Below are 19,653 nucleotides of genomic sequence, written 5' to 3' on the forward strand. Positions count from 1 at the left end.
CGATAAAATTTTATCAAGCAAATTTAACCGGTAAATTTGATCGTCCGTCAGACAAACAAAGCGCCGAATTTCGCTCGTAAAATTATGCCAATTAAAAGCTCGGCAAAATCGGCCGAGTAAAGTTGGCGAAGAAGGTTAAATTAGGCCGTAGGCAAAAGCGATTTTGACGCTTTAAATTTGAGTAAATTTTAAAAATCCAAAAACCAAGCAAAATCAGCCTAGGCGCAATTTGGCTGAGCCGTTAAATTTAAGCGCGAATTTGACTCAGGCCCAGCCGAAAGCAAGCTCAAATTTGAGCCCTAGATTTCATCTCTTTTGTAAATTTTACTCACAAATTTATCTATCTTATACACCGCGCCAAAGAGCGCAGGCACTACTAGCAGCGTTAGTAGCGTCGAGCTAATAAGCCCTGAAATGATCGAGATCGCCATCGGGGAGTTGCCCTCGTATCCGGCACCTCTGCTAAGCGCAAGCGGCAGCATCGCAAATATCATCGCAAAAGTAGTCATCAGTATCGCTCGCAGTCTTTTAACTCCCGCGCGCACGATGGCTTCGTTTAGCGGCGTACCCTCGTTTGCGTATCGGTTGGCAAAATCCACGACCAAAATCGCGTTTTTACCAACCATGCCAAAAAGCAAGATCGCGCCGACCATGACGAACAGGCTAAAGGAGTTACCGCTAAGATACAGCCCGACCGCCACGCCGCCAAAGGCAAGTGGCATCGAGATCATGATGATGAGCGGCAAAATAAAACTCTCGTAAAGAGCGGCTAGGATCATATAGATGAGCACGACGCTAAGGCTGATCGTAAAGACGAAGGCCGCATTCGTGTCGTTCATCATCTCGATAAAGCCCGTCATCACGTAGTCGTAGCCCTTAGGCAAAATTTTACCGATATTTTCGTCGATACCTTTTTGCACGGCGCCCAGCGGGACGTTATCGACGTTTGCCACAATCCTGATCTGGCGCTGTTTGTTAAAGCGGTTTATCACGGAAAAGGTCTTATTCGTCTTAAACTCCGCCACCGCGCTTAGGCTTATACTCTCGCCGTGGGCGTTTTTGATCTTTAGTTTTTGCAGTGCCTGCGCGTCCTTGCGGTACTCGTCGTCAAATCTCAGTATCATATCGTACTGCGCGTCGCCATTATCAAAGCTACCAAGCCTATTTTGCCCAAAGGACGCATATATCACCTGCGCGACCGCGCTAGGATCGACGCTTAGACGCTTGGCTTTGTCTTTATTTACGCTGATTTGCAACTCGTTTATCTTATCCTCGTTATCGCTGCCAACATCCGTCATGCCCTCTATCGCGCGCACCATGGCGATGGCTTTTGGCAGGATTTCGTCTAGCTTTTCTAGGCTATCGCCCGTGATCGTTAGCTGTACAGGCTCACTGTCGCTGCCCGTATCGACGTATGGTATCTGCAGAACCTTGACCGAGAGATCGTCAAATTTAAGCTTTTTTCTATACTCGTCCATTATCTGCGTTTGGCGCTCTTTTCGCGACTCAAAGCCCTTTAAGCGGACGTAAATTTTAGCCTTATACGCGTCCTTTGAGTCTGTGTAACCAGCGATCATATACGAGTACTCGACGCGCGGATCGCTATCTACCTCGCGCACGACCTCGCTAGCTCTAGCGCTCATAGCCTCGACCGAGATACCTGGGCTTGCTTTTAAAAATATCTCAAACTGCCCCTCGTCCTCGACGGGCAAAAAGTCCATACCAACCTTGCCAGCCAGGCTCATACAAAGAGCCAGTACGCCAAAAGTAAGGATAACAAACACGGTTTTAAACCTCAAAATAAGCTTCAAAAGTCGCTCGTAACCGCTCTCAAGCGCCTCAAATATAGGCTCAGTCACGCGGTAAAATTTACTCTCGCCCTCGCTCAAAAACCTTGCCGCCAGGCTAGGTATCAGCATAATGCAAACCAAAAACGACACCACGATACCGCCGCTCACGCTCATGCCAAAGGAGTTAAAATACTGCCCGACGATGCCCTCCATAAAGGCAATCGGCACAAACACGCAAAGCAGCACCGCGCTAATGCTAAGCACGCTAAAGGCGATCTCGCGCACGCCCTCAAAGCTCGCTTTTAGCGGATTGCTCTCGCCTTCTTGCATCTTTTTGGAGATATTTTCTACGACCACGATCGCATCGTCGATAAATATACCGATACCAAGCGTGAGAGCCAGCAGCGTGAGGCGGTTTAGATCAAAGCCCAAAACGTCGATGATAAAAAACGTCCCCACGATACTAGCAGGTATCGCGAGCGCGGCGATGATAGTCGCGCTAAAGCTTCGCAAAAAGAAAAAGACGATGACGACCGTGAGCGCGACGCCTAGCATCATGTCAAATTTGACCTGATTTATGTGCTTTAGGATACTCTCGCTCTTTTCATAAACCCACTCTACTTCGTAGTTCTCGCCTAGTCTTACCGCTAGATCGTCCGTTTTAGCTTTGAGCGCGTCTATCGTCTCAATCGTGTTTGCGCCGCTTACTTTTATAGCGTCAAGCAGCACTCCGCGCTTGCCGTTATACATCGCAACGGCGTCGGTATCGTGATGAGATAGCTCTATGCGCGCGACGTCTTTTAAAAATACGTCCTTTTGCAGACGGATATCCTCCAGCTCCTGCACGCTTTTGGCGTCGAATTCGCTCTTTAAAAATATCTCAAACTCGCTGTTTTCGAGCTTCCCTAAAGGTGCTTTTAAATTTTGTGATTTGATTATATTTATGACCGAGGCCGCGGTTAGGGCGTATTTATCGAGTTTAAACGGATCAAGGTAAATTTTAATCTCAGGCTCCAAAAAGCCCTTGTCATCGACCTTACCAACGCCTTTTACGCGCTGTAAAAACGGTTTTGCTTCGTCTTTTACCGTTTGCATGAGCGCGGTTAAATTTTCATCCTTGCGGCTAACGAAAAAGCTCGCCACCTTGCCGCTGTCGCTGTTGATTTTCTCTATCTCGGGCTGGACGTCCAGCTTTGCCTTTGCGACCTTGTCGCGCACGTCGTTTGCGGCGACGTCGATGTTTTTCTTGAGATTAAACTCGATCAAAACGATGCTGAGGTTGTTAAACGTATACGACCTGATCTTTTTGATACCGTCTATCGTAGAGACCTCGTCCTCGATCTTTTTAGTGACCCTGCTCTCGATGAGGCTCATGTCGCCGGGAGCATAGGTCGTGATCTTAATCAGCGGGATGACGACCTCGGGAAAGAGATTTACCGGCATCCTAAGAAGCGACATCGCCCCGAAAAATACGAGCGCGACGAAAAACATCAGCGTCGTAATCGGACGATTTATGGCTAGTTTATACATTTTGCGCCTTCGCCAAAACTGCCTTTTGCGTCAAATTTACCCGTCCGCCCTGCCCTGCATAAAGCGTTTGGCGATTAGCGGCGAGCAAAATTTGCGCCCCGTCAAATTCGGGATTTAAATTTACGCCGCCTTGTTTATACGACAAATTTGACACGCCCATCAAATTTGCATTTTTCGCAGCGGCGTCAAATTTAACGTTGCGCGCCGAATTTGAGCTCAAATTTACCTCGCTTTTCGTTTGCGATGTTAAATTTAAAAACCGCGCCGCGCCGAAACTAGTTTTTTCTGCATCAAATTTCGCACCCGCAAGTCCGCCGTTTTTAAAGCCGTCAATTTTAAGCCCAAATGTTTTATTTGCGTCCTCTTTTTTAGGCTCGGCGGCCTTTTTATCGCTCGTTGCGTCCCCGTCCTGCGCGCTAGAGACGATATATCCCTCGCCAAAAAGCCCAGGCGTCAAATTTCGCGCCTGCACTTCGGCGTAAATTTTGCCGTTTTTCGTGTCGATAGTCGGGTAGATGAGGCTGATTTTACCGTGCCTCTCCTCGCTTTGGCCGTCTAGTTTATAGATAAATTCGCTACCGATTTTTACGCGGTCTTTAAATTTTTCATCAAAGCTAAGCTTAAGCTTGACGTCTGGATACGAAAATATAGACATCAGCTTTTGTGCTACGCCGCCCACGCCCTCGCCGACCTCGATGCTCTTGCCAGATATCGTCCCGTCAAAAGGCGCGAGTAGCCGCGTGTCTTCGAGCCGCTTTTGCGCCAAATTTAGCGCCAACCGTGCTCTGTTTTCGGCTAGCGCGGCGTTTTTAAAATCAAATTCCGCATTTTCAAAAGCCTGCTTCGAGCTCACGCTTTGAACGAGCTTAAATTTATCCAGCACGCTTTTTGCGTGAGCTTTTGCCGTCTGCGCGCTCTCTAGGTCGTTTTGTGCGAGCTTTACGGCTAGCTTTTCGCTCTCGTTTTCAAGCTCTAGCAGCACGTCGCCACGCTTTACCGCGGAACCTATTTCTACGTTTACGCTCTTTACGATACCGACGGCCTTTAGCGCGAGCTGCGCATCTTTTGCCGCTGCGACGTCAAAGCTCGCGTAAATTTTATCCTGTGCACAAAGCGCAACCGCCGCGCTCAGTAAAAAAAGTAAAATTTTATTCATTTGCGCTCCGTTTTTTCGATATTTTCGGCGATCTTGCCGCCGCGTTCATACAGATACTCCGCCTTTTTGATCTCAAATTTACTCTTGCTTAGCTCCAGCGCGCTGCCTGCGCTAAAGCTCTGCGCGGTCGCGTTTAAAAACTCGACGTATCCAAGCAGCCCGGCTTCATACTTTTTACTAACGGCATTTAGCGAGGTTTGCGCCGAGTTTAGCGCGCTTTCGCCCGCAGCTATCTTTTGTTTGAGCGTCTTTAGGTCGTTTTTGATATTTGCTAAATTTAGCTCGTTTTGCAAGCGCTTTTGATCCAGATTTAGCTTCGCTTGTAGCGCGCTTATGCGTTTTATCTCGCGCCGCTTTTTGTTCGCGCCAAAATCAAACGCCTTCCAGCTAAAGCCCAAAATCAGCTCGTTGGTATTTAAATTTGGCTTAAAAAAGTCGTCAAAATACGGCTCCAGCACGCTTCTATACTGCGCCGGTAGCAAATTTCTATCGTAGTGAGTGCGCATAAAGGTGTAGGTATTTTTGATGAAAATTTGCGGGTTCGTCTCGGACGCGGTTATCTTTTCATCCTCCAAGGCCGCAGCGAAATTTAGCCTAAGCGCCTCAAGCTCTGGCTTTGCGCTTTTTTGCGGCGCGGAGTTTTCATCGTCCAAAAAAGCGATCCTAGAGCCCGCCACAGGCTTTATATCTCTGCCCGTTAGCGCATAAATTTGATTTTTTATCTCGTTTTGATTTTGCGTGATTTCGAGGCGTTCGGCTAGCGCCATGGCGTATCTAGCGTTTATAGCTTCATACTCGCTCTCGTCGCTAAGCCCCGCGCGGTAGTATTTTTCCAGCCTATTTAGAGCGTTTTTTAGGTAGTTTATCTCGCCTTCTTTTGCGGTCGCGAGCTCGCCCAGCGACAAAAAGCTAAAATAAAGCTTGGTCGCGTTAAATGCAAGCAGGTTTTGATAATCCTCGTTCTTTAAAATTTCAGCCGCGCTAAGGTGCGAAAGCGAGCTTAGCAGGGCTTCGCGCTTGCCACCGTCATAAACCGCAAGCTCCAAAATCGCCCTTGCCGTGGCGGCTCTTTGCGGGCGCAGGACGTTTATATCGCCGCTTAAAAAGCTGTATCCACCGTCGATCGTGAGACTTGGCATATATGCACTTTTTACGGCATCTTTTTGCAGCTGAGCTTTTTGCGGTTCGTAGTTTGAAATTTGAGCTAAATTTGAGCTCTGCGCGGCCAAAATCAGCTCGTGTAAATTCCCTTCAAATTTAACCTCCGAACCGCCTAAAAAAACGCAAAAACTCAAAAATATATAAATTTTTTTCATCTAAACCCTTCCCTATTGGCCCTAGGCGGCGCGGGCTAAATTTGAGCTGATTTGCGCCGTCTGAAGTCTGGCGCCGTAAGTAAAATAAAATGAAAATTTAAGCGGCGCGCGGAGCTTTTTTAAGATTATAGCGACAAAAAACCTAATGAAAGCTTTTAACGAGGTTCATGACGAGCAAATTCCACCCGTCGACGAGTACGAAAATAAGTAGCTTAAACGGCAGTGAAATCATCGTCGGCGGCAGCATCATCATACCCATCGCCATAAGCACGGAGCTAACGACCATATCGATGACCAAAAACGGCAGATAGAGCAAAAACGCTATCTCAAATGCCGTTTTCATCTCGCTGATCATAAACGCGCTCATCACGACCGTGAGCGGGATATCGTCTAAACTTTGCGGATTTGGCATGTTTCTGATGCGTAAAAACAGCGCCAGATCCTTTTCGCGCGTATTTTTTATCATAAACTCGCGAAATGGCTTTACGCCGCGCTCAAAGGCCTCTTGATAGCCGATTTGCTCGCTTAGATAGGGCTTCACACCCGCTTCATAGGCTTGCTTGCCCACAGGCTCCATGATAAAAAACGTAAGCACCATCGCAAGGCTAATAAGCACCGTAGATGGCGGCATCTGCTGCGTACCCATCGCCTGTCGCAAAAACGAAAAAACGATAATGAGCCGCAAAAAGCTCGTCATCATAAAAACGAGCGAAGGAGCGAGCGTAAGGACTGTGAGGACTAGTAGGACGTTTAGCGAGCTAACTAGCTGCATTGGCGTAGTGGGCGCGCTTAGGCTGAGATTTACGGTCGGGATCGTTACATTATCCTCGCCGATCGCGACCGCCGCAAATATAAAAAACAGCAAAAACGTCAGTTTTTTCAAATTTACTCCTGCGCATCCAGTATGCTTTTTTGCGTTTTGGCTTTGTCGTCTAAATTTAACGAAACGAAGTGAATCTCAACCCTGCGGTTTTTCTCCCTACCCTGCTCGGTGAAATTCGTCGCAAATGGCTCAAATTCGGCCTTTGCTGATGCGGTTAGCTTTTTAGGATCGACTCCGTCTTTGATGAGTTCGCTAACTACGCTGATGGCGCGAGCCGATGATAGCTGCCAGTTGTCTCTAAACTCAGCAGATCCGGGCTGCTCGCTGTCGGTGTGCCCGATCACGTTTGCTACGACGTCTGGCGGCAGCTTTGCTATCACCATCGCGATACGTTTTAAAAACAGCAACGCATCGTCGTTTTGCAGCTGGGCGCTATCTTTTGCAAAGAGTAAATTTGCCGGCAGCCTGATCACAAAGCCGCTCTCACTCTCCTCAAATGTAACCTCCGGCGAGCCGCTAGCGTGCAAAAGCTCATTAATAGAGCGCAGGGTTTGCTCGAAATTCGACTTTACGCCCGTGCGCTCTTTGTTTGAGGTGGCATGGTCGTCTTGGTTTTGCTCAGCACTGACGTCGGGTTTCGCGCCGCCCTCAAGCACGCCCAAAGCCCCACTTAGCGAGCCGATCGCGGCTTCTAGCTTCTTTGCGTCCATCGTACTCATAGAAAGAAGCAGTACGAAAAAGCAAAGCAACAGCGACATCAAGTCGCCAAACGCCGCGAGCCACTCGGGTAAGCATTTGGGGCAGTCGCCCGGATCGATTAACTTTTTAGCCATTTTTTCTACTTATCAAACTGACTGACGCGGTCTTTAGGCGGTAAAAACGATAGTAGCTTCATCTCGAGCGTCCTAGGGTTGTCGCCCGCCTGGATCGCCATTATGCCCTCTAGCATCAGCACCTTTGCCGTGCCTTCGTCCTTATCGCGGATGCTCAGGATGTTTGCCACGGGCGAGCCTAGGATGTTTCCTATCATCGCGCCGTAAAGCGTCGTGATGAGCGCAACCGCCATCGAAGGACCGATAGCTGAGGGATCGGACATGTTCATGAGCATCGCAACCAGGCCGATGAGCGTACCGATCATACCCATAGAGCCCGCAAAGCCCGCGATTTGCTCAAAAATTTTGATATTATCGCCGTGTCTGGAGCTAGCCTGCTCCATATCTATCTCAAGTAGAGTTCTGATGGCGTCCGGTTCGTTGCCGTCAACCGCCATAGATAGACCCTTTTTTAGAAACGGATCGGTTTCGTTATTTGCATCGCTCTCAAGCGCCAAGATACCGTCGCGGCGGGCTTTAGTGGAGTATTCGACCATTTTTTTTACGATTTCTGGGAGATTATAGGTTTTTGGTTTTACCGCGATGCCGTAAAACGTGCCTAGTTTTTTTATCTGCTCCATCTTAAAGCCGATCATCAGCGCGCAAATCGTACCGCCAAAAACGATCAAAACAGAGGGAATATCGATGTAAGCTCCGATTCCGACGCCCATCTGCATGGAACCTAGCAAAAGCACCATAATAACTATCCAACCGACGAGGCTACCTAAATCCATCTTGCAACTTTCTATAATTGTAAATTTGGTTTGTATTTTAGTTTTTTTTAGTTGAAAATACAGTTAAATTTAGGTTAGCTTTTTGCAAAAGCCGTTCCAAAGCGGCGTAAAATTTTTTAAATTTTGCGTTTTTGTCAAAATTTGATTTAAAAAATGAAGTGCAATTTTAAACGAGAGTAAAAGACGGTATCCTGCGGCGAGCGTAAATTTCGGCAAATTTATCGCTCGCTCGCACGCGTAAAGGGCAAATTTAACTAGGCCTTTTTCGGCTTAAACGCCCTTTTTGCCGTCATATAAAAGCCGCTAAAGATAAAAAGCGCCATCAAAAGCGAAACGACCGACCACAAAATTTTACCCGCAAGCCCGAAAAAATATCCCGTATGTAGCTGATAGTTCGTGCTCTTTACCATGCCTACGGTTATGCCATCGGTTTGCTTTTGCTCAGCCATCTTGCCCTCTTTTACGTTTATGGCGGTCATTTTCGGACGAGCGGTGTTTGGCGCGTCCGGCTCGTAGTATCTGACGTTTATCTTATCTCCGGCCGCGAGCATCAGGCTAAATTCTTTATATTCTATGCCGCTTGATCTGAATATCTCATAAGCCCTCTGCACATCGCTAAATTTATACTCGGCGCTCTTTTTGCCTTCTGCTTTTGCGGGTGCGCCCTCTTTGCGCTCGGCCTCTTTAGGCAAATTTTGCTCGCTAACGAAAAGCTCCATCACCGCGCTGTTATACCAGCGATACGACCACATGAGCCCCGTTAGGCAGATGATGAGATAAATCACCGCGCTTAGGACGCCTAAGCTCGTGTGCAGGTTGTGAAAAAGGGCGTATTTTTTGAGCTTAAAATTTGGCTTCACCGCCTCGGCAAATTTGCGTTTTAGTCTCGGGAAATGTAGCCAAACGCCGCTTATCACGAGCACTATCATCGCGACCGTACTAGCGCCCACGATCTGCTTGCCCACTTCGCCCGCGGCTTTGTTGCCCGTTAGCGCAAGGCACAAATTTCGGTGCAGCGACATCGCCACGCGCACGAAGGCGACACCGTAGTCCTTGCCGATGATCTGCGCGGTATATGGATCGACCAGATAGGCATCGCTATTGCTAGCATAAATTTTGATCGCTTCGTTTTCGCTTTTGGGTAGCACGAGCCTTGCTGGCTGCTTAACGCCCGTTTGCTCGCTAAAGCTTTGCAAGATTTTCTCAACGCTTAGCATTTCGCCCGTTTTTTCGACCTTGGCAGCGTTTAAATTTATGATCTCTTCAAGCTCGTGCTGATACGATAAAATCGCTCCCGTAACGCCGATAACAAGCAGCGGAATAGCAAAAATAATCGATAAAATCAGGTGGAGATTAAACAAAAACTGATTTCTTCTCAAGGCCTTTTTTAAAAACGAAAGCAAGCAGCATCCTTTAAAATTGATTTTGATTATATTCAAAGGCCGTGATTATATAAATTAATGCTTAAGAAATTGTTAAGTCCAAAAAGCATTAATCGCGCATTTAGCAAATTTGAGATAAAATCGCTCAAATTTAAACAAGGAAAAAAGATGAGCGATATCGGCGTAGTGGTGCTTGCCGCGGGGCTTGGCACGAGGATGAAATCAACTAAACCAAAGGTGCTTTTCGAGCTTTGCGGAGAGCCGATGATTATCCATATTTTGCGCAAGGCTTACGAGATCAGTAGCGACGTGAGCGTAGTTTTGAGCTATCAAAAAGAACTCGTCGAAACCAAAATCAAAGAAATTTTCCCTCAAACTAAAATTTACGAACAAAATTTAAAAGAGTTTCCTGGCACTGCGGGCGCGCTAAAAAATATCCCGTTAAATAGCGAAAAAACGCTTATTTTGTGCGGAGATATGCCGCTTATCAAAACCAACGACCTAATCCGCCTAAGCGCGGGTAATGCGGACATCGCTCTTAGCGTTTTTGAGGCGGCAGACCCGTACGGATACGGCCGCGTGATCATAAATAACGGCAAAGTCGAGGCCATCGTCGAGCAAAAAGACGCGACCGAAACGCAAAAAATGATAAAAAGCGCAAACGCCGGCTGCTACTGCTTTAAAAGCGAAGTTTTGCGCGAGATTTTGCCTCTCATCGGCAACGAAAACTCGCAGAAAGAATTCTACCTAACCGACGCGATAAAAATCGCAAACGAGCGCGGCCTAAAATGCTGGGCTATCAACGTCGAAGAGCAAAATTTCATGGGTATAAACGATAAATTTCAGCTAAGCATCGCCGAAAATTTGATGCAGTACGAAATAAAGAAAAATTTGATGAAAAGCGGCGTACTCATGCGGCTACCAAACAGCGTCTATATCGACTCTAGAGCCAAATTTGAAGGCGAATGCGTCATCGAAGAAAACGTAAGCGTCATCGGAGAGTGCGTCATCAAAAACTCCGTCATCAAAAGCGGCTCGGTCGTAGAAAACTCCGTCATCGAAGACTCCGACGTCGGCCCGCTCGCGCACATACGCCCAAAATGCGAGATCAAAAACACCCACATAGGAAACTTCGTCGAGCTTAAAGCAGCGAGGCTTGACGGCGTCAAAGCAGGTCACCTGAGCTATCTGGGCGACTGCGAGATCGGTAGCGGCACAAACGTCGGCTGCGGCACGATCACGTGCAACTACGACGGCAAAGCCAAGCACAAAACGATAATCGGCAAAAACGTCTTTATCGGCTCGGACACCCAGCTAGTAGCCCCCGTAAAAGTCGGCGACGACGTGCTAATCGCCGCGGGAAGCACCGTAACTAGCGACGTACCAAGCGGCGCGCTAGCCATCAGCCGCACGAAACAGGTAAATAAAGAAGGGTTTTTTTATAAATTTTTTAACGACGCGAAAAGCGACGAAAATGCTAAAAAATAAAAAAATTTTGCTCGCGGTTTGCGGCAGTATCGCGTTTTACAAGGCTTATGAGATCTTATCCTCGCTAAAAAAAGAGGGTGCGGACGTGCGAGTTATGCTTAGCGAAGGAGCGCTCAAATTTTGCTCGGAAGCGGGCTTTGAGGCGCTGTGCGAGCATAAAATTTTAACCTCGCGCACGGAAAACTGGCAGGACGGACTAAACCACATCGCCTACGCCAAAACCGATCTCATCTTGATCGCGCCTGCTAGTGTAAATACGATAAACAAGCTTGCTAGCGGCATTTGCGATAACGTCTTTATGCAGACTCTGATCGCGAGCCCCGCTCCCCTACTCATCGCACCCGCAGCCAACGACAAAATGATAAATCACTTCGCCACGCGCAAAAATTTCGAGTTTTTAGCCGCAAACGGCGCGAGATTTATCGAACCGGTAGAAAAAACCCTAGCCTGCGGCGATACGGGTAAAGGCGCGCTAGCCGATCTTTCTACGATCATCTACGAAACCAAAAGGATGCTAACGGAGCCAAAATTTAAAGGGCAAAAAGTGATCGTCACTGGCGGTGCAACGAGCGAAAAGATCGATGATGTAAGAGCCGTGACGAATCTATCCAGCGGCAAGATGTCGCGGGCGATTGCCGACGCATTTTACTACGCGGGTGCGGACGTGACGCTGTTAGCTAGCTTTGAGACGGCAAACGCACCTTATAAAACGCTAAAATTTCAAAGCTCGGCGGAGCTAAAAGAGCTACTGCATGCAAATTTGGCGGACGCAAATTTGCTCGCGATGGCGGCTGCGGTTAGCGATTACGCTCCAAAAACCAAATTTGAAGGCAAGCTAAAAAAGCAAAATTTAGGCGAAATTTGGACGCTGGAGCTCACTCAAAACGATGATGTTTTGGGCTCTTTGGAGGATTTTAAAAACGTAAAAAAAATCGGCTTTAAAATGGAAACGGACGGCGCAAACGCCATGCAAAACGCAAAAAATATGCTTGAGAAAAAGAGCCTTGACGCCGTTTGCCTAAATGTGCTGGGCGGCGATATAAATTTTGGATCTGATAGCACGCAAATAACCTTTATCACGCGACGCGACGCGCAAAATATCGCGCTAACGTCCAAAGAGGACGCGACGCGCCAAATCGTAAATTTAGCAAGCAAGCTATGATAAATCCCGTCTCACGAGTGCAAAAAATCGCAAGCGGCGGCGCCGGCACGGCTCTAAACGCGAGCCTGCCCATCAGCATCAAAGTCGCCGAAAAGACGGGCTACAATCGCTACAATCTCAAAATGGGCAACAAAATCCTAAGCACGAAAAGCATGAAAAGCCTCGACGTGGACGGCGAATACTGGGGCGAGATCGCAAGCGGCACCGAAAATATCGTGATAAGAAATCTCTTTAAAAAGCCAAATTTAGCCTACGCCGCGCCTGAGGGACTCGCGCTGATAGAAAGGCTGATAAGCGAGCCCGATCTAAACTGGTTTTATGAATATATATTTAACGGACTTAGCGCGGCAGACTCGCGGGAATCTTTTGAAAATCTAGCTCAAATGCTACTTGCGCTACAAAAAAATATCATTAATATTTCGTTTGTTTATAACGGCGCAAAAGGCGTTTTTCAGATGAAATTTGACGGAGCTAAAACGAGTCAAATTTACCTCGTTTTTTCAAATTTTGCTCCGATTATTTTCACGCTAAAAGGCGCCAGGATAATCAGCGCGCAGACGCCGTTTGACAAGGTCGCTAGGCTCTTGCGAAATGAATTTGACTGCGAAGCGCAAACGACGCAAAACATCGCCGCTTTTTTTGATCCAAGCGGCAAAATAATTGATTTTAAGGGCTAAAATGAACGAGCTAAATCACCTCGCGATCATAATGGACGGCAACGGCAGATGGGCTAAGCGCCGCGGTTTGCTACGTACCAAAGGGCACGAAACTGGCGCAAACGTCGTGGAGCAGATGTGCGAGTTTTGTATCGACGAGGGCGTGGCGGTGCTGAGCTTATACGCATTTAGCACCGAAAACTGGAAGCGCCCAAAGAGCGAAGTGGCGTTTTTGATGGATCTTTTGCATAAATTTTTGCTATCAAAACGCGATAGTTTTATCAAAAACGGCATCAAATTTAACGTTATTGGCGACGAAAGTCCGCTAAGCGACAAGCTAAAAAACGAGATAAACGAGATCAAAAACGCAACTGCACAAAACTCGCGGCTAAAGCTAAATTTAGCTCTAAACTACGGCGCGAAAGATGAAATTTTAAGATCATTTAGGAGATTTTGCGAAAAAAACGGCGGCAAATTTGACGCCGAAAAATTAGCTTTAAATTTGAGCGAAGATAGCTTACAAGAGTGCCTCGACGAGCCCGCGCCCATCGACCTTCTCGTGCGCACGGGCGGCGAGCAGAGACTGTCAAATTTCATGCTTTGGCAAGCTTCATACGCCGAGTTTGCCTTTACGCCTACGCTTTGGCCAGATTTCACGCGCGAGGAGCTGGCCCAGATAACGGCAAAATTTAAGAAAAAAGATAGAAGATTTGGCGGGCTTTAAAATTTGATGTTTTTGACTGCTGCTATCTTTTAAATTTACGTCGTTTTATTTGATTCGCTCGCCGAGAAAGTGCCTTTAAATTTGACAAATAAAAGCCTTGCCGCAACGCTATTTTCCATAAATTTTGAACCGAAATCTTTAAATTTAAAATCATTCAAGGCAATATTTCGCTAAAATCGCCTTTAAATTTTGTGTTTTATGCTTTTTGCGGCGCAAATAACGAGTCAAATTTTAGCTCAAATCGCGCGGCAAATTTGCGCAAACATTGCTTAAAAACGTCGCCGCTAGCTCAAAAATAATCGCAAGCAGCCAAATGCATTATAAATTAAATTAGGAGAGTTATGATTTTCGCCGTTGTATTTTTTATTTTATTATTTTTTATCTTGGGCGCCGTAGTCGGCAGCTTTAGCAACGTCCTGATCTACCGCATGCCGCGCGGCGAGAGCATAAATTTTCCCGCCTCACACTGCCAAAGCTGCAAAACTCCGCTAAAACCGTATCATAACGTCCCGATTTTCGCATGGCTATTTTTGCGCGGCAAGTGCGCGTTTTGCGGCGAAAAAATCAGCTTTCAGTATCCTCTAGTTGAGCTTGCTAGCGGCCTGCTTTGCGTGCTTGCGTATTGCGTTGAGACACACGGACTTGAGCCTCTTACGGACGGCTTTTACGCCGCGATTTTTAAGGCGGCGATGCTTGGTATCTGCTTTATCTTGCTGCTAGCGCTTAGCCTGATCGACTTTCGTTATAAAGCCGTTCCCGATCCTCTGCTTTTTGCCAGCGTCACTTTTTCACTACTTTACGGCTTTAATCTACCCGCCTCTTTTGACTCTGATGAGCTTTTGCGCGCCTTTGATTCGTTTATAAACGCCGCGATTTTTATGTTTGCCTTTTGGCTACTGCGCGCGGTCGTTAGCCTAGCCCTTAAGCGCGAAGCCATGGGGTCTGCGGACATCTTTATCGCGGGCGTTATGGGTGCGATCTTGGGCATCAAGCTTGGCCTCATGGCGATCTATGTCTCGGCGCTACTGACGCTGCCTGCATACGTCATCGTGCGAAAGCGCGGATATGAGCTGCCTTTCGTGCCGTTTCTAAGCCTTGCTACGCTCATCGTTTATGCGTTTAAGGAGCAGTTTATCTACATATTGGGACTGATTTATGGATAGGACGGCGCGTTATCTTTTCTCAAACTTCCTAAGTACGTTCGCATCGCTATTTGCGACGCTTTTTCTCATCATGTCGATCGTGTTTTTCATCCAGATCGCGCGTATCACGTCGTACATCGAGATCACCTTTATAGAGCTTTTTAAACTCTATATGTTTATGCTGCCTAGAGTGTTGCTTTTTACCGTTCCTATCGCGTTTTTCGCATCGCTTGCGCTCATGTTTTTCAGACTTTCTCGCGAAAACGAGAGTATAGTACTTTTTACGCTCGGATATTCGCCAGTTAAGATCGCTAAATTTTTCCTCATCGTTAGCGGCGCGGTCTCAATCTTTCTCATCGTCACCGCGATAGTGCTTATCCCTACGGCCGCAGAGCTAAACTCAAATTTCGTCTCGTACAAAAAAACCGTCGCCAAGCTAAATTTAAAAACGACCGAATTCGGACAAAAATTCTCCGACTGGATGGTCTTTATCCAAAACGAAAAAAACGACGAGAACGGCACTCTTTACGAGGGCGTGACGCTTTATTCGCCAAAAGAAGGCGCGCATAGATTCGTTCTAGCTAAAAACGCTCGCCTAACAAACAACAACGCCGTGCTTGAGTTTACGCTATCAGACGGCAAAATTTACGATATGAGAGACGCCTCATGGCATAAAACCGACTTTGGCACGATGAAAATCAGCACCGCCCAAGAGGACAGCGTCGCGCAGACGAAGTCGTTTGTGCAGTATTGGCAGGCAATGAGCGAGGATAAAAAACGCGCCAAAGACTTCGCAACCTACGTTCTTATCGCGCTTTTTCCGCTAGCGACGACACTTTTTGCTTTGAGTCTTGGTATCGTAACCTACCGCTACGAAAAGGGCTTTGTGTATTTTGGGATATTTGGCGTGCTATTCGGGTATTTTACGCTCATCATGCTCTTTAGTTCGCGCGTTTTTATCGCGATTGCGGCGATATTTTTGCTATTTTTTATCGCCTCGATTTTTAGCTTTAGGGCTAAAATTTTAAAAAGATACTAAGTGCGGCTTAAACTCGTTTTTAGCTACGACGGGTCGAAATTTCAAGGCTCGCAGACACAGCCGCACGAAAACGGCGTCGAGGACGCACTGGGCGCTGCTCTAGCGCACGTGGGTATTTTTAGCAAGATAATCTCTAGCTCGCGCACAGACAAGGGCGTGCACGCAAACAATCAAGTAGCCTGCGTGGAGTGCGGCGAGCATTTTAAGGACTTTGCGCGCCTAAAAGCTCTCATCAACCGCCACGCCCACCCGGCCGTTCACGTCAAATTTATAAGCCGCGTTAAAGACGACTTTCATCCGCGCTACGACGCTACGGCCAGGGCCTACCGCTATGTCATAAATCACGGCGAGTTTTCGCCTTTTTTGGCGCCTTACGAGACTTTTTTGCCCAAATTTGACCTAAATTTAGCAAACGAGCTGCTCGCGCTTTTTGTCGGCGAGCACGATTTTAGCGCGTTTATGAAGCTTGGCAGCGATGTCAAAAGTCCGGTGCGGCGCGTTTCAAAAGCCTTTTGCTACGAGTGCGGCGAACGAACGATTATCGTTTTTAAAGCAAACGGCTTTTTGCGCGCCCAGGTTCGACTCATGGTCGCTAGCGTTTTAAAGGCGCTTGAGCTTGCAAAAAACGGCAAATTTAAGGAAATGGACACGATGGAGTTTAAATTTGAGCGCGCAGAGGCGGCAAATTTGAGAGCAAATTTAAACAAAAAAAGCCGCGATAACATCCTGACGAAAAGCCACGAAGGTGCAAATTTAACCGCCGAACGCGCAGAGTGCATCGCTTCAAAATTTGACGCCAAAAACTCAAATTTAAACGAAGCCGAAAGTAGCTGCCGAGATGAAAATTTCCTCAAAGCAAAAGAGCTTTTGCACCAGGCTATCTACGAGCAAAAGCCGCTCACGCGCATCTCCGTACCGCCAAACGGTCTTTATCTAAACCGAGTTTTTTACGAATGAGAAATCAAAAAATAAAAGAAGCCATCGCCGCCGTAACGCAAAAGCAAAAAGAATGCAAACAGAAGCTACTTAAGCGCTATGCCTTGCTTTTTGTAATCGTCTTATTTTTTATTTCTCCCGCTTTACCTTACGGCAGGGATTTTGCCGCATGGGTCATAGCCGCAAACGGCTGGGGCGAGCATGCGATGCTCACGATGTTTTTGTTTTAGGAGGTTACAGCGATCTACAATACAAAAGACTGCCCAGAAAGTTTGCTCTTTAACCGGCCGCCGAGCCTCGCGGACGCGCAGACCATAAAAAATGAGATCTCGCAGCTGCTGCGCATAATCGACGAACTAAATTTGAGCCTTGATGTTTATAAATAAAAATCATAGTGGTAAATATGTAGTCATTAAAAAATCTCGGCTATAAAATTTCTATAATGTCTTAAAATTTTATAGCCGTATAAAAGAGCTCGGCGCTTTGCCGCTAACAGTTAAAAAGTATTTTCTCTTTTTTCTAGCACGAGATGCAGTATGTAAGTCACCGCAAATGCAACCGCGCTAGGCACGATCCAGCCAAGCATAGAGTCGTAAAACGGCATCTTTTTGACGATATCCGTCACTAGTGGCACGGAAACGCCCGCGATATCAAGACCGTTTATCGTGCCGACGACCACGCAGACGTAGACGCAGGTGCGGTAGATGAGCTTGCTCGAGTCAATCAGCGGGTTGATGAGCGAGAGGATGATGAGCATGATGGCGATCGGATAGATGGCGATGAGCACCGGGATCGAGCCCTTGATGATGGTCGTGAGGCCGAAATTCGCCACGCCAAAGCCGATCAAGCACCACGCCGCAACCCAAATTTTGTATTTGATGCGTCCGCCCGTTAGCTCCTCGAAGTATTCGCTAGCAGAGCTGATGAGCCCCAGCGTCGTCGTGATGCAAGCTAGGAAAAACGCAGAACCCAGCACCAAAACGCCCGCCCTGCCGAAGTAATGACCGCTGATGCGAGATAGCAGCTCGGCTCCGTTTATCTCCGGCGCATCCTTAAACAGCTCCGCCGATGTCGCACCCAAGTAGCCCAGCATCAAGTAAATCGCCATCAAAATCACACCCGCTGTCATGCCTGCCTTTATCGTCGAGGAGACCAGGTGACGCTCATCTTTTACGCCCACAGTTCTGATAGCGTTTATCACGATAATACCAAATGCCAGCGACGCTAGTGCATCCATCGTCTGATAGCCCTCTACAAAGCCCTTAGCTGCGGCGCGCTGCGCATAGTCTCCGCTAGGAGCGACGAACTCGCCAATCGGGAACAAAAATCCCGCTCCAAAAAGTAGCAAAATAAGCGCCAAAAGCAGCGGAGTTAGGTATTTGCCGAGTAGATCGACTAGTTTTGACGGATTCATACAGACGTAATAATTTAGCGCAAAATACGCCGCCGAGTAGAAAAATAGCCAAATTTGCAAATTGTCAGCCGCGATAAACGGCTTAACAGCGATATCAAAAGGCATATTCGCCGCGCGAGGTATCGCAAAAAGCGGCCCGATCGTGAGGTATAAAAGCGCTGTAAAGAGCACCGCAAACACGGGATCTATGCGGCGCACTAGGCTCTGAAGCCCTTTTGCCCTAGCGATCGCTGCGACGCCAAGCACCGGCAAAAGCACCGCCGTAGCGCAGAAAAACATAATCGCGACGTAAAAATTCTGCCCAGCCTCTCGCCCCAAATTTGGCGGAAAGATGAAGTTCCCCGCGCCAAAAAACATGGCAAAAAGCGTGAGCGAGATGACTAAAAACTGATTTTTGCTAAGCTTTTGTTTCATTTTCGCTCCATTTTAGTTTTAAATTTGACAAATTGTATTTAGATAAAGTTGAATTTTCGTTGATTTGAGTTAAATTTGCTCATTTTTCGCGCGCGTGTGTTTCGATTTGAAATTTAGCCGCGTAGCCGGAGTAAAATTTAAACATTTTAAAGTATAATCGCGCAAAGGAAAAAAATGGCGAAAATCAAAACCGTATTTGAGTGTCAAGCCTGCGGTAATCAGCAGAGTAAATGGGTCGGCAAATGCCCTCAGTGCGGGGCTTGGGATAGCTTTTTAGAGCTAAATGCGCAGCAGATCGAAACGCTAAAAGAGATATCAAAAAGTACCGCAAAACCTAGCCTCGCAAAGCAAATCAGCGAGGTCGAGATCGAAAAAATCACGCGCATCAGCACGCAAAATAGCGAACTGGATCTGGTTCTTGGCGGCGGCGTCGTGGAGGGCTCGCTGGTGCTAATCGGCGGAAGTCCAGGCATCGGCAAGAGCACTTTACTGCTAAAAATCGCGTCAAATTTCGCCGCCCAAGGCAAAAAGACGCTGTATGTAAGCGGCGAAGAGAGCGCGAGCCAGATCAAAATGCGCGCCCAGCGCCTAGACGCGGTCAAAGACGGGCTGTTTTTGCTCACGGAAATTTTACTCGAAAATATCCTCGCGGAAGTGCGCAAAAACGAGTATAAAATCCTCGTCATCGACTCCATACAGACCCTTTACAGCGAAAAAATCTCCTCGGCGCCCGGCTCCGTATCGCAGGTGCGCGAGATTACATTTGAGCTCATGCGCCTAGCCAAAAATGAAAACATCTGCGTCTTTATCATCGGGCATATCACGAAGGACGGCTCGATCGCGGGGCCTCGAATTTTGGAGCATATGGTGGACGTGGTGCTTTATTTCGAGGGAGACTCCAGCCGCGAGCTGCGTATGCTGCGGGGGTTTAAAAACCGCTTCGGCTCGACTAGCGAAGTGGGGATTTTCGAGATGAGCCAAAACGGGCTAATCAGCGCCAACGACGTCGCGGGTAAATTTTTCACGCGAGGCAAGGCTACTAGCGGCTCGGCTATCACTATCACGATGGAGGGTT

17 protein-coding genes are annotated in these 19,653 nt (G+C 47.5%); 9 read left to right on the forward strand and 8 right to left on the reverse strand.

Translation table 11 applies throughout. The features are described 5' to 3' along the window. Positions 1–299: 299 nt before the first annotated feature. From H740_RS00090 to H740_RS00120, 7 genes are all read right to left on the reverse strand, one after another. A complete protein-coding gene (locus H740_RS00090) occupies positions 300–3,320 on the reverse strand; it encodes an efflux RND transporter permease subunit (protein ID WP_002950153.1) in 3,021 nt (1,006 codons plus the stop codon). Further along, positions 3,313–4,476: an efflux RND transporter periplasmic adaptor subunit gene (locus H740_RS00095; RefSeq protein ID WP_002950156.1), complete on the reverse strand. Its 1,164-nt coding sequence runs from the start codon at positions 4,474–4,476 to the stop codon at positions 3,313–3,315. The genes H740_RS00090 and H740_RS00095 overlap by 8 nt, the downstream gene beginning before the upstream one ends. Further along, positions 4,473–5,792, reverse strand: coding sequence for a TolC family protein (locus H740_RS00100; RefSeq protein ID WP_002950157.1), 1,320 nt, complete (start codon positions 5,790–5,792; stop codon positions 4,473–4,475). Before H740_RS00100 ends, H740_RS00095 begins: the two co-directional genes overlap by 4 nt. A 142-nt stretch (positions 5,793–5,934) precedes the next feature. Continuing rightward, positions 5,935–6,666 (reverse strand): flagellar type III secretion system pore protein FliP, encoded by a 732-nt coding sequence (gene fliP / locus H740_RS00105; RefSeq protein ID WP_414734169.1) that lies wholly within the window; start codon positions 6,664–6,666, stop codon positions 5,935–5,937. A gap of 11 nt (positions 6,667–6,677) precedes the next feature. Beyond that, positions 6,678–7,448, reverse strand: coding sequence for an OmpA/MotB family protein (locus tag H740_RS00110; RefSeq protein ID WP_002950159.1), 771 nt, complete (start codon positions 7,446–7,448; stop codon positions 6,678–6,680). Positions 7,449–7,453: 5 nt separating this feature from the next. Continuing rightward, positions 7,454–8,221 carry a motility protein A gene (locus H740_RS00115; RefSeq protein WP_002950161.1) on the reverse strand — a complete coding sequence of 256 codons (768 nt, stop codon included), beginning with the start codon at positions 8,219–8,221 and terminating at the stop codon, positions 7,454–7,456. Between the two features lie 254 nt (positions 8,222–8,475). Next, positions 8,476–9,624 carry a PepSY-associated TM helix domain-containing protein gene (locus H740_RS00120; RefSeq protein WP_002950166.1) on the reverse strand — a complete coding sequence of 383 codons (1,149 nt, stop codon included), beginning with the start codon at positions 9,622–9,624 and terminating at the stop codon, positions 8,476–8,478. 147 nt (positions 9,625–9,771) lie between these two features. On the opposite strand from H740_RS00120, the gene glmU reads away from it, so the two are divergent. The 8 genes from glmU to H740_RS00160 all read left to right on the forward strand — a co-directional run bounded on the left by glmU (position 9,772) and on the right by H740_RS00160 (position 16,980). After that, a complete protein-coding gene (glmU, locus tag H740_RS00125) occupies positions 9,772–11,091 on the forward strand; it encodes a bifunctional UDP-N-acetylglucosamine diphosphorylase/glucosamine-1-phosphate N-acetyltransferase GlmU (protein ID WP_034956722.1) in 1,320 nt (439 codons plus the stop codon). After that, positions 11,078–12,253 carry a bifunctional phosphopantothenoylcysteine decarboxylase/phosphopantothenate--cysteine ligase CoaBC gene (gene coaBC / locus H740_RS00130; protein WP_002950175.1) on the forward strand — a complete coding sequence of 392 codons (1,176 nt, stop codon included), beginning with the start codon at positions 11,078–11,080 and terminating at the stop codon, positions 12,251–12,253. The genes glmU and coaBC overlap by 14 nt, the downstream gene beginning before the upstream one ends. After that, on the forward strand, positions 12,250–12,930 hold the full coding sequence (locus H740_RS00135) for a hypothetical protein (RefSeq protein WP_002950177.1): 681 nt from the start codon (positions 12,250–12,252) through the stop codon (positions 12,928–12,930). The genes coaBC and H740_RS00135 overlap by 4 nt, the downstream gene beginning before the upstream one ends. Before the next feature lies 1 nt (position 12,931). Next, positions 12,932–13,633, forward strand: coding sequence for a polyprenyl diphosphate synthase (gene uppS / locus H740_RS00140; RefSeq protein WP_002950179.1), 702 nt, complete (start codon positions 12,932–12,934; stop codon positions 13,631–13,633). A 341-nt stretch (positions 13,634–13,974) separates the two neighbouring features. Next, positions 13,975–14,796: a prepilin peptidase gene (locus H740_RS00145; protein WP_002950180.1), complete on the forward strand. Its 822-nt coding sequence runs from the start codon at positions 13,975–13,977 to the stop codon at positions 14,794–14,796. Beyond that, complete coding sequence (locus tag H740_RS00150) at positions 14,789–15,814, forward strand: LptF/LptG family permease (protein WP_002950185.1); 1,026 nt, start codon at positions 14,789–14,791, stop codon at positions 15,812–15,814. Before H740_RS00145 ends, H740_RS00150 begins: the two co-directional genes overlap by 8 nt. Further along, positions 15,815–16,771: a tRNA pseudouridine(38-40) synthase TruA gene (gene truA, locus H740_RS00155; RefSeq protein WP_002950187.1), complete on the forward strand. Its 957-nt coding sequence runs from the start codon at positions 15,815–15,817 to the stop codon at positions 16,769–16,771. Continuing rightward, positions 16,768–16,980 (forward strand): hypothetical protein, encoded by a 213-nt coding sequence (locus tag H740_RS00160; RefSeq protein ID WP_002950189.1) that lies wholly within the window; start codon positions 16,768–16,770, stop codon positions 16,978–16,980. Before truA ends, H740_RS00160 begins: the two co-directional genes overlap by 4 nt. Before the next feature lie 266 nt (positions 16,981–17,246). Here H740_RS00160 and brnQ read toward each other — a convergent pair whose 3' ends face one another. Continuing rightward, positions 17,247–18,578 (reverse strand): branched-chain amino acid transport system II carrier protein, encoded by a 1,332-nt coding sequence (gene brnQ / locus H740_RS00165; protein WP_002950190.1) that lies wholly within the window; start codon positions 18,576–18,578, stop codon positions 17,247–17,249. Positions 18,579–18,752: 174 nt separating this feature from the next. Here brnQ and radA point away from each other — a divergent pair. After that, on the forward strand, positions 18,753–19,653 hold a 901-nt coding region (gene radA, locus H740_RS00170; RefSeq protein ID WP_002950191.1), incomplete at its 3' end, for a DNA repair protein RadA.

The sequence above is a fragment of the Campylobacter showae CC57C genome, from assembly GCF_000344295.2.
Taxonomy (GTDB): domain Bacteria; phylum Campylobacterota; class Campylobacteria; order Campylobacterales; family Campylobacteraceae; genus Campylobacter_A; species Campylobacter_A showae_B.

What these genes read in the sequence shown, in the direction of transcription:
- H740_RS00090 (WP_002950153.1), bottom strand. Translation starts at nt 3,320, where the DNA reads ATGTATAAACTAGCCATAAATCGTCCGATTACGACGCTGATGTTTTTC.
- brnQ (WP_002950190.1), bottom strand. Translation starts at nt 18,578, where the DNA reads ATGAAACAAAAGCTTAGCAAAAATCAGTTTTTAGTCATCTCGCTCACG.
- H740_RS00110 (WP_002950159.1), bottom strand. Translation starts at nt 7,448, where the DNA reads ATGGCTAAAAAGTTAATCGATCCGGGCGACTGCCCCAAATGCTTACCC.
- uppS (WP_002950179.1), top strand. Translation starts at nt 12,932, where the DNA reads ATGAACGAGCTAAATCACCTCGCGATCATAATGGACGGCAACGGCAGA.
- H740_RS00160 (WP_002950189.1), top strand. Translation starts at nt 16,768, where the DNA reads ATGAGAAATCAAAAAATAAAAGAAGCCATCGCCGCCGTAACGCAAAAG.
- H740_RS00150 (WP_002950185.1), top strand. Translation starts at nt 14,789, where the DNA reads ATGGATAGGACGGCGCGTTATCTTTTCTCAAACTTCCTAAGTACGTTC.
- H740_RS00095 (WP_002950156.1), bottom strand. Translation starts at nt 4,476, where the DNA reads ATGAATAAAATTTTACTTTTTTTACTGAGCGCGGCGGTTGCGCTTTGT.
- glmU (WP_034956722.1), top strand. Translation starts at nt 9,772, where the DNA reads ATGAGCGATATCGGCGTAGTGGTGCTTGCCGCGGGGCTTGGCACGAGG.
- H740_RS00145 (WP_002950180.1), top strand. Translation starts at nt 13,975, where the DNA reads ATGATTTTCGCCGTTGTATTTTTTATTTTATTATTTTTTATCTTGGGC.
- coaBC (WP_002950175.1), top strand. Translation starts at nt 11,078, where the DNA reads ATGCTAAAAAATAAAAAAATTTTGCTCGCGGTTTGCGGCAGTATCGCG.
- H740_RS00135 (WP_002950177.1), top strand. Translation starts at nt 12,250, where the DNA reads ATGATAAATCCCGTCTCACGAGTGCAAAAAATCGCAAGCGGCGGCGCC.
- H740_RS00100 (WP_002950157.1), bottom strand. Translation starts at nt 5,792, where the DNA reads ATGAAAAAAATTTATATATTTTTGAGTTTTTGCGTTTTTTTAGGCGGT.
- H740_RS00115 (WP_002950161.1), bottom strand. Translation starts at nt 8,221, where the DNA reads ATGGATTTAGGTAGCCTCGTCGGTTGGATAGTTATTATGGTGCTTTTG.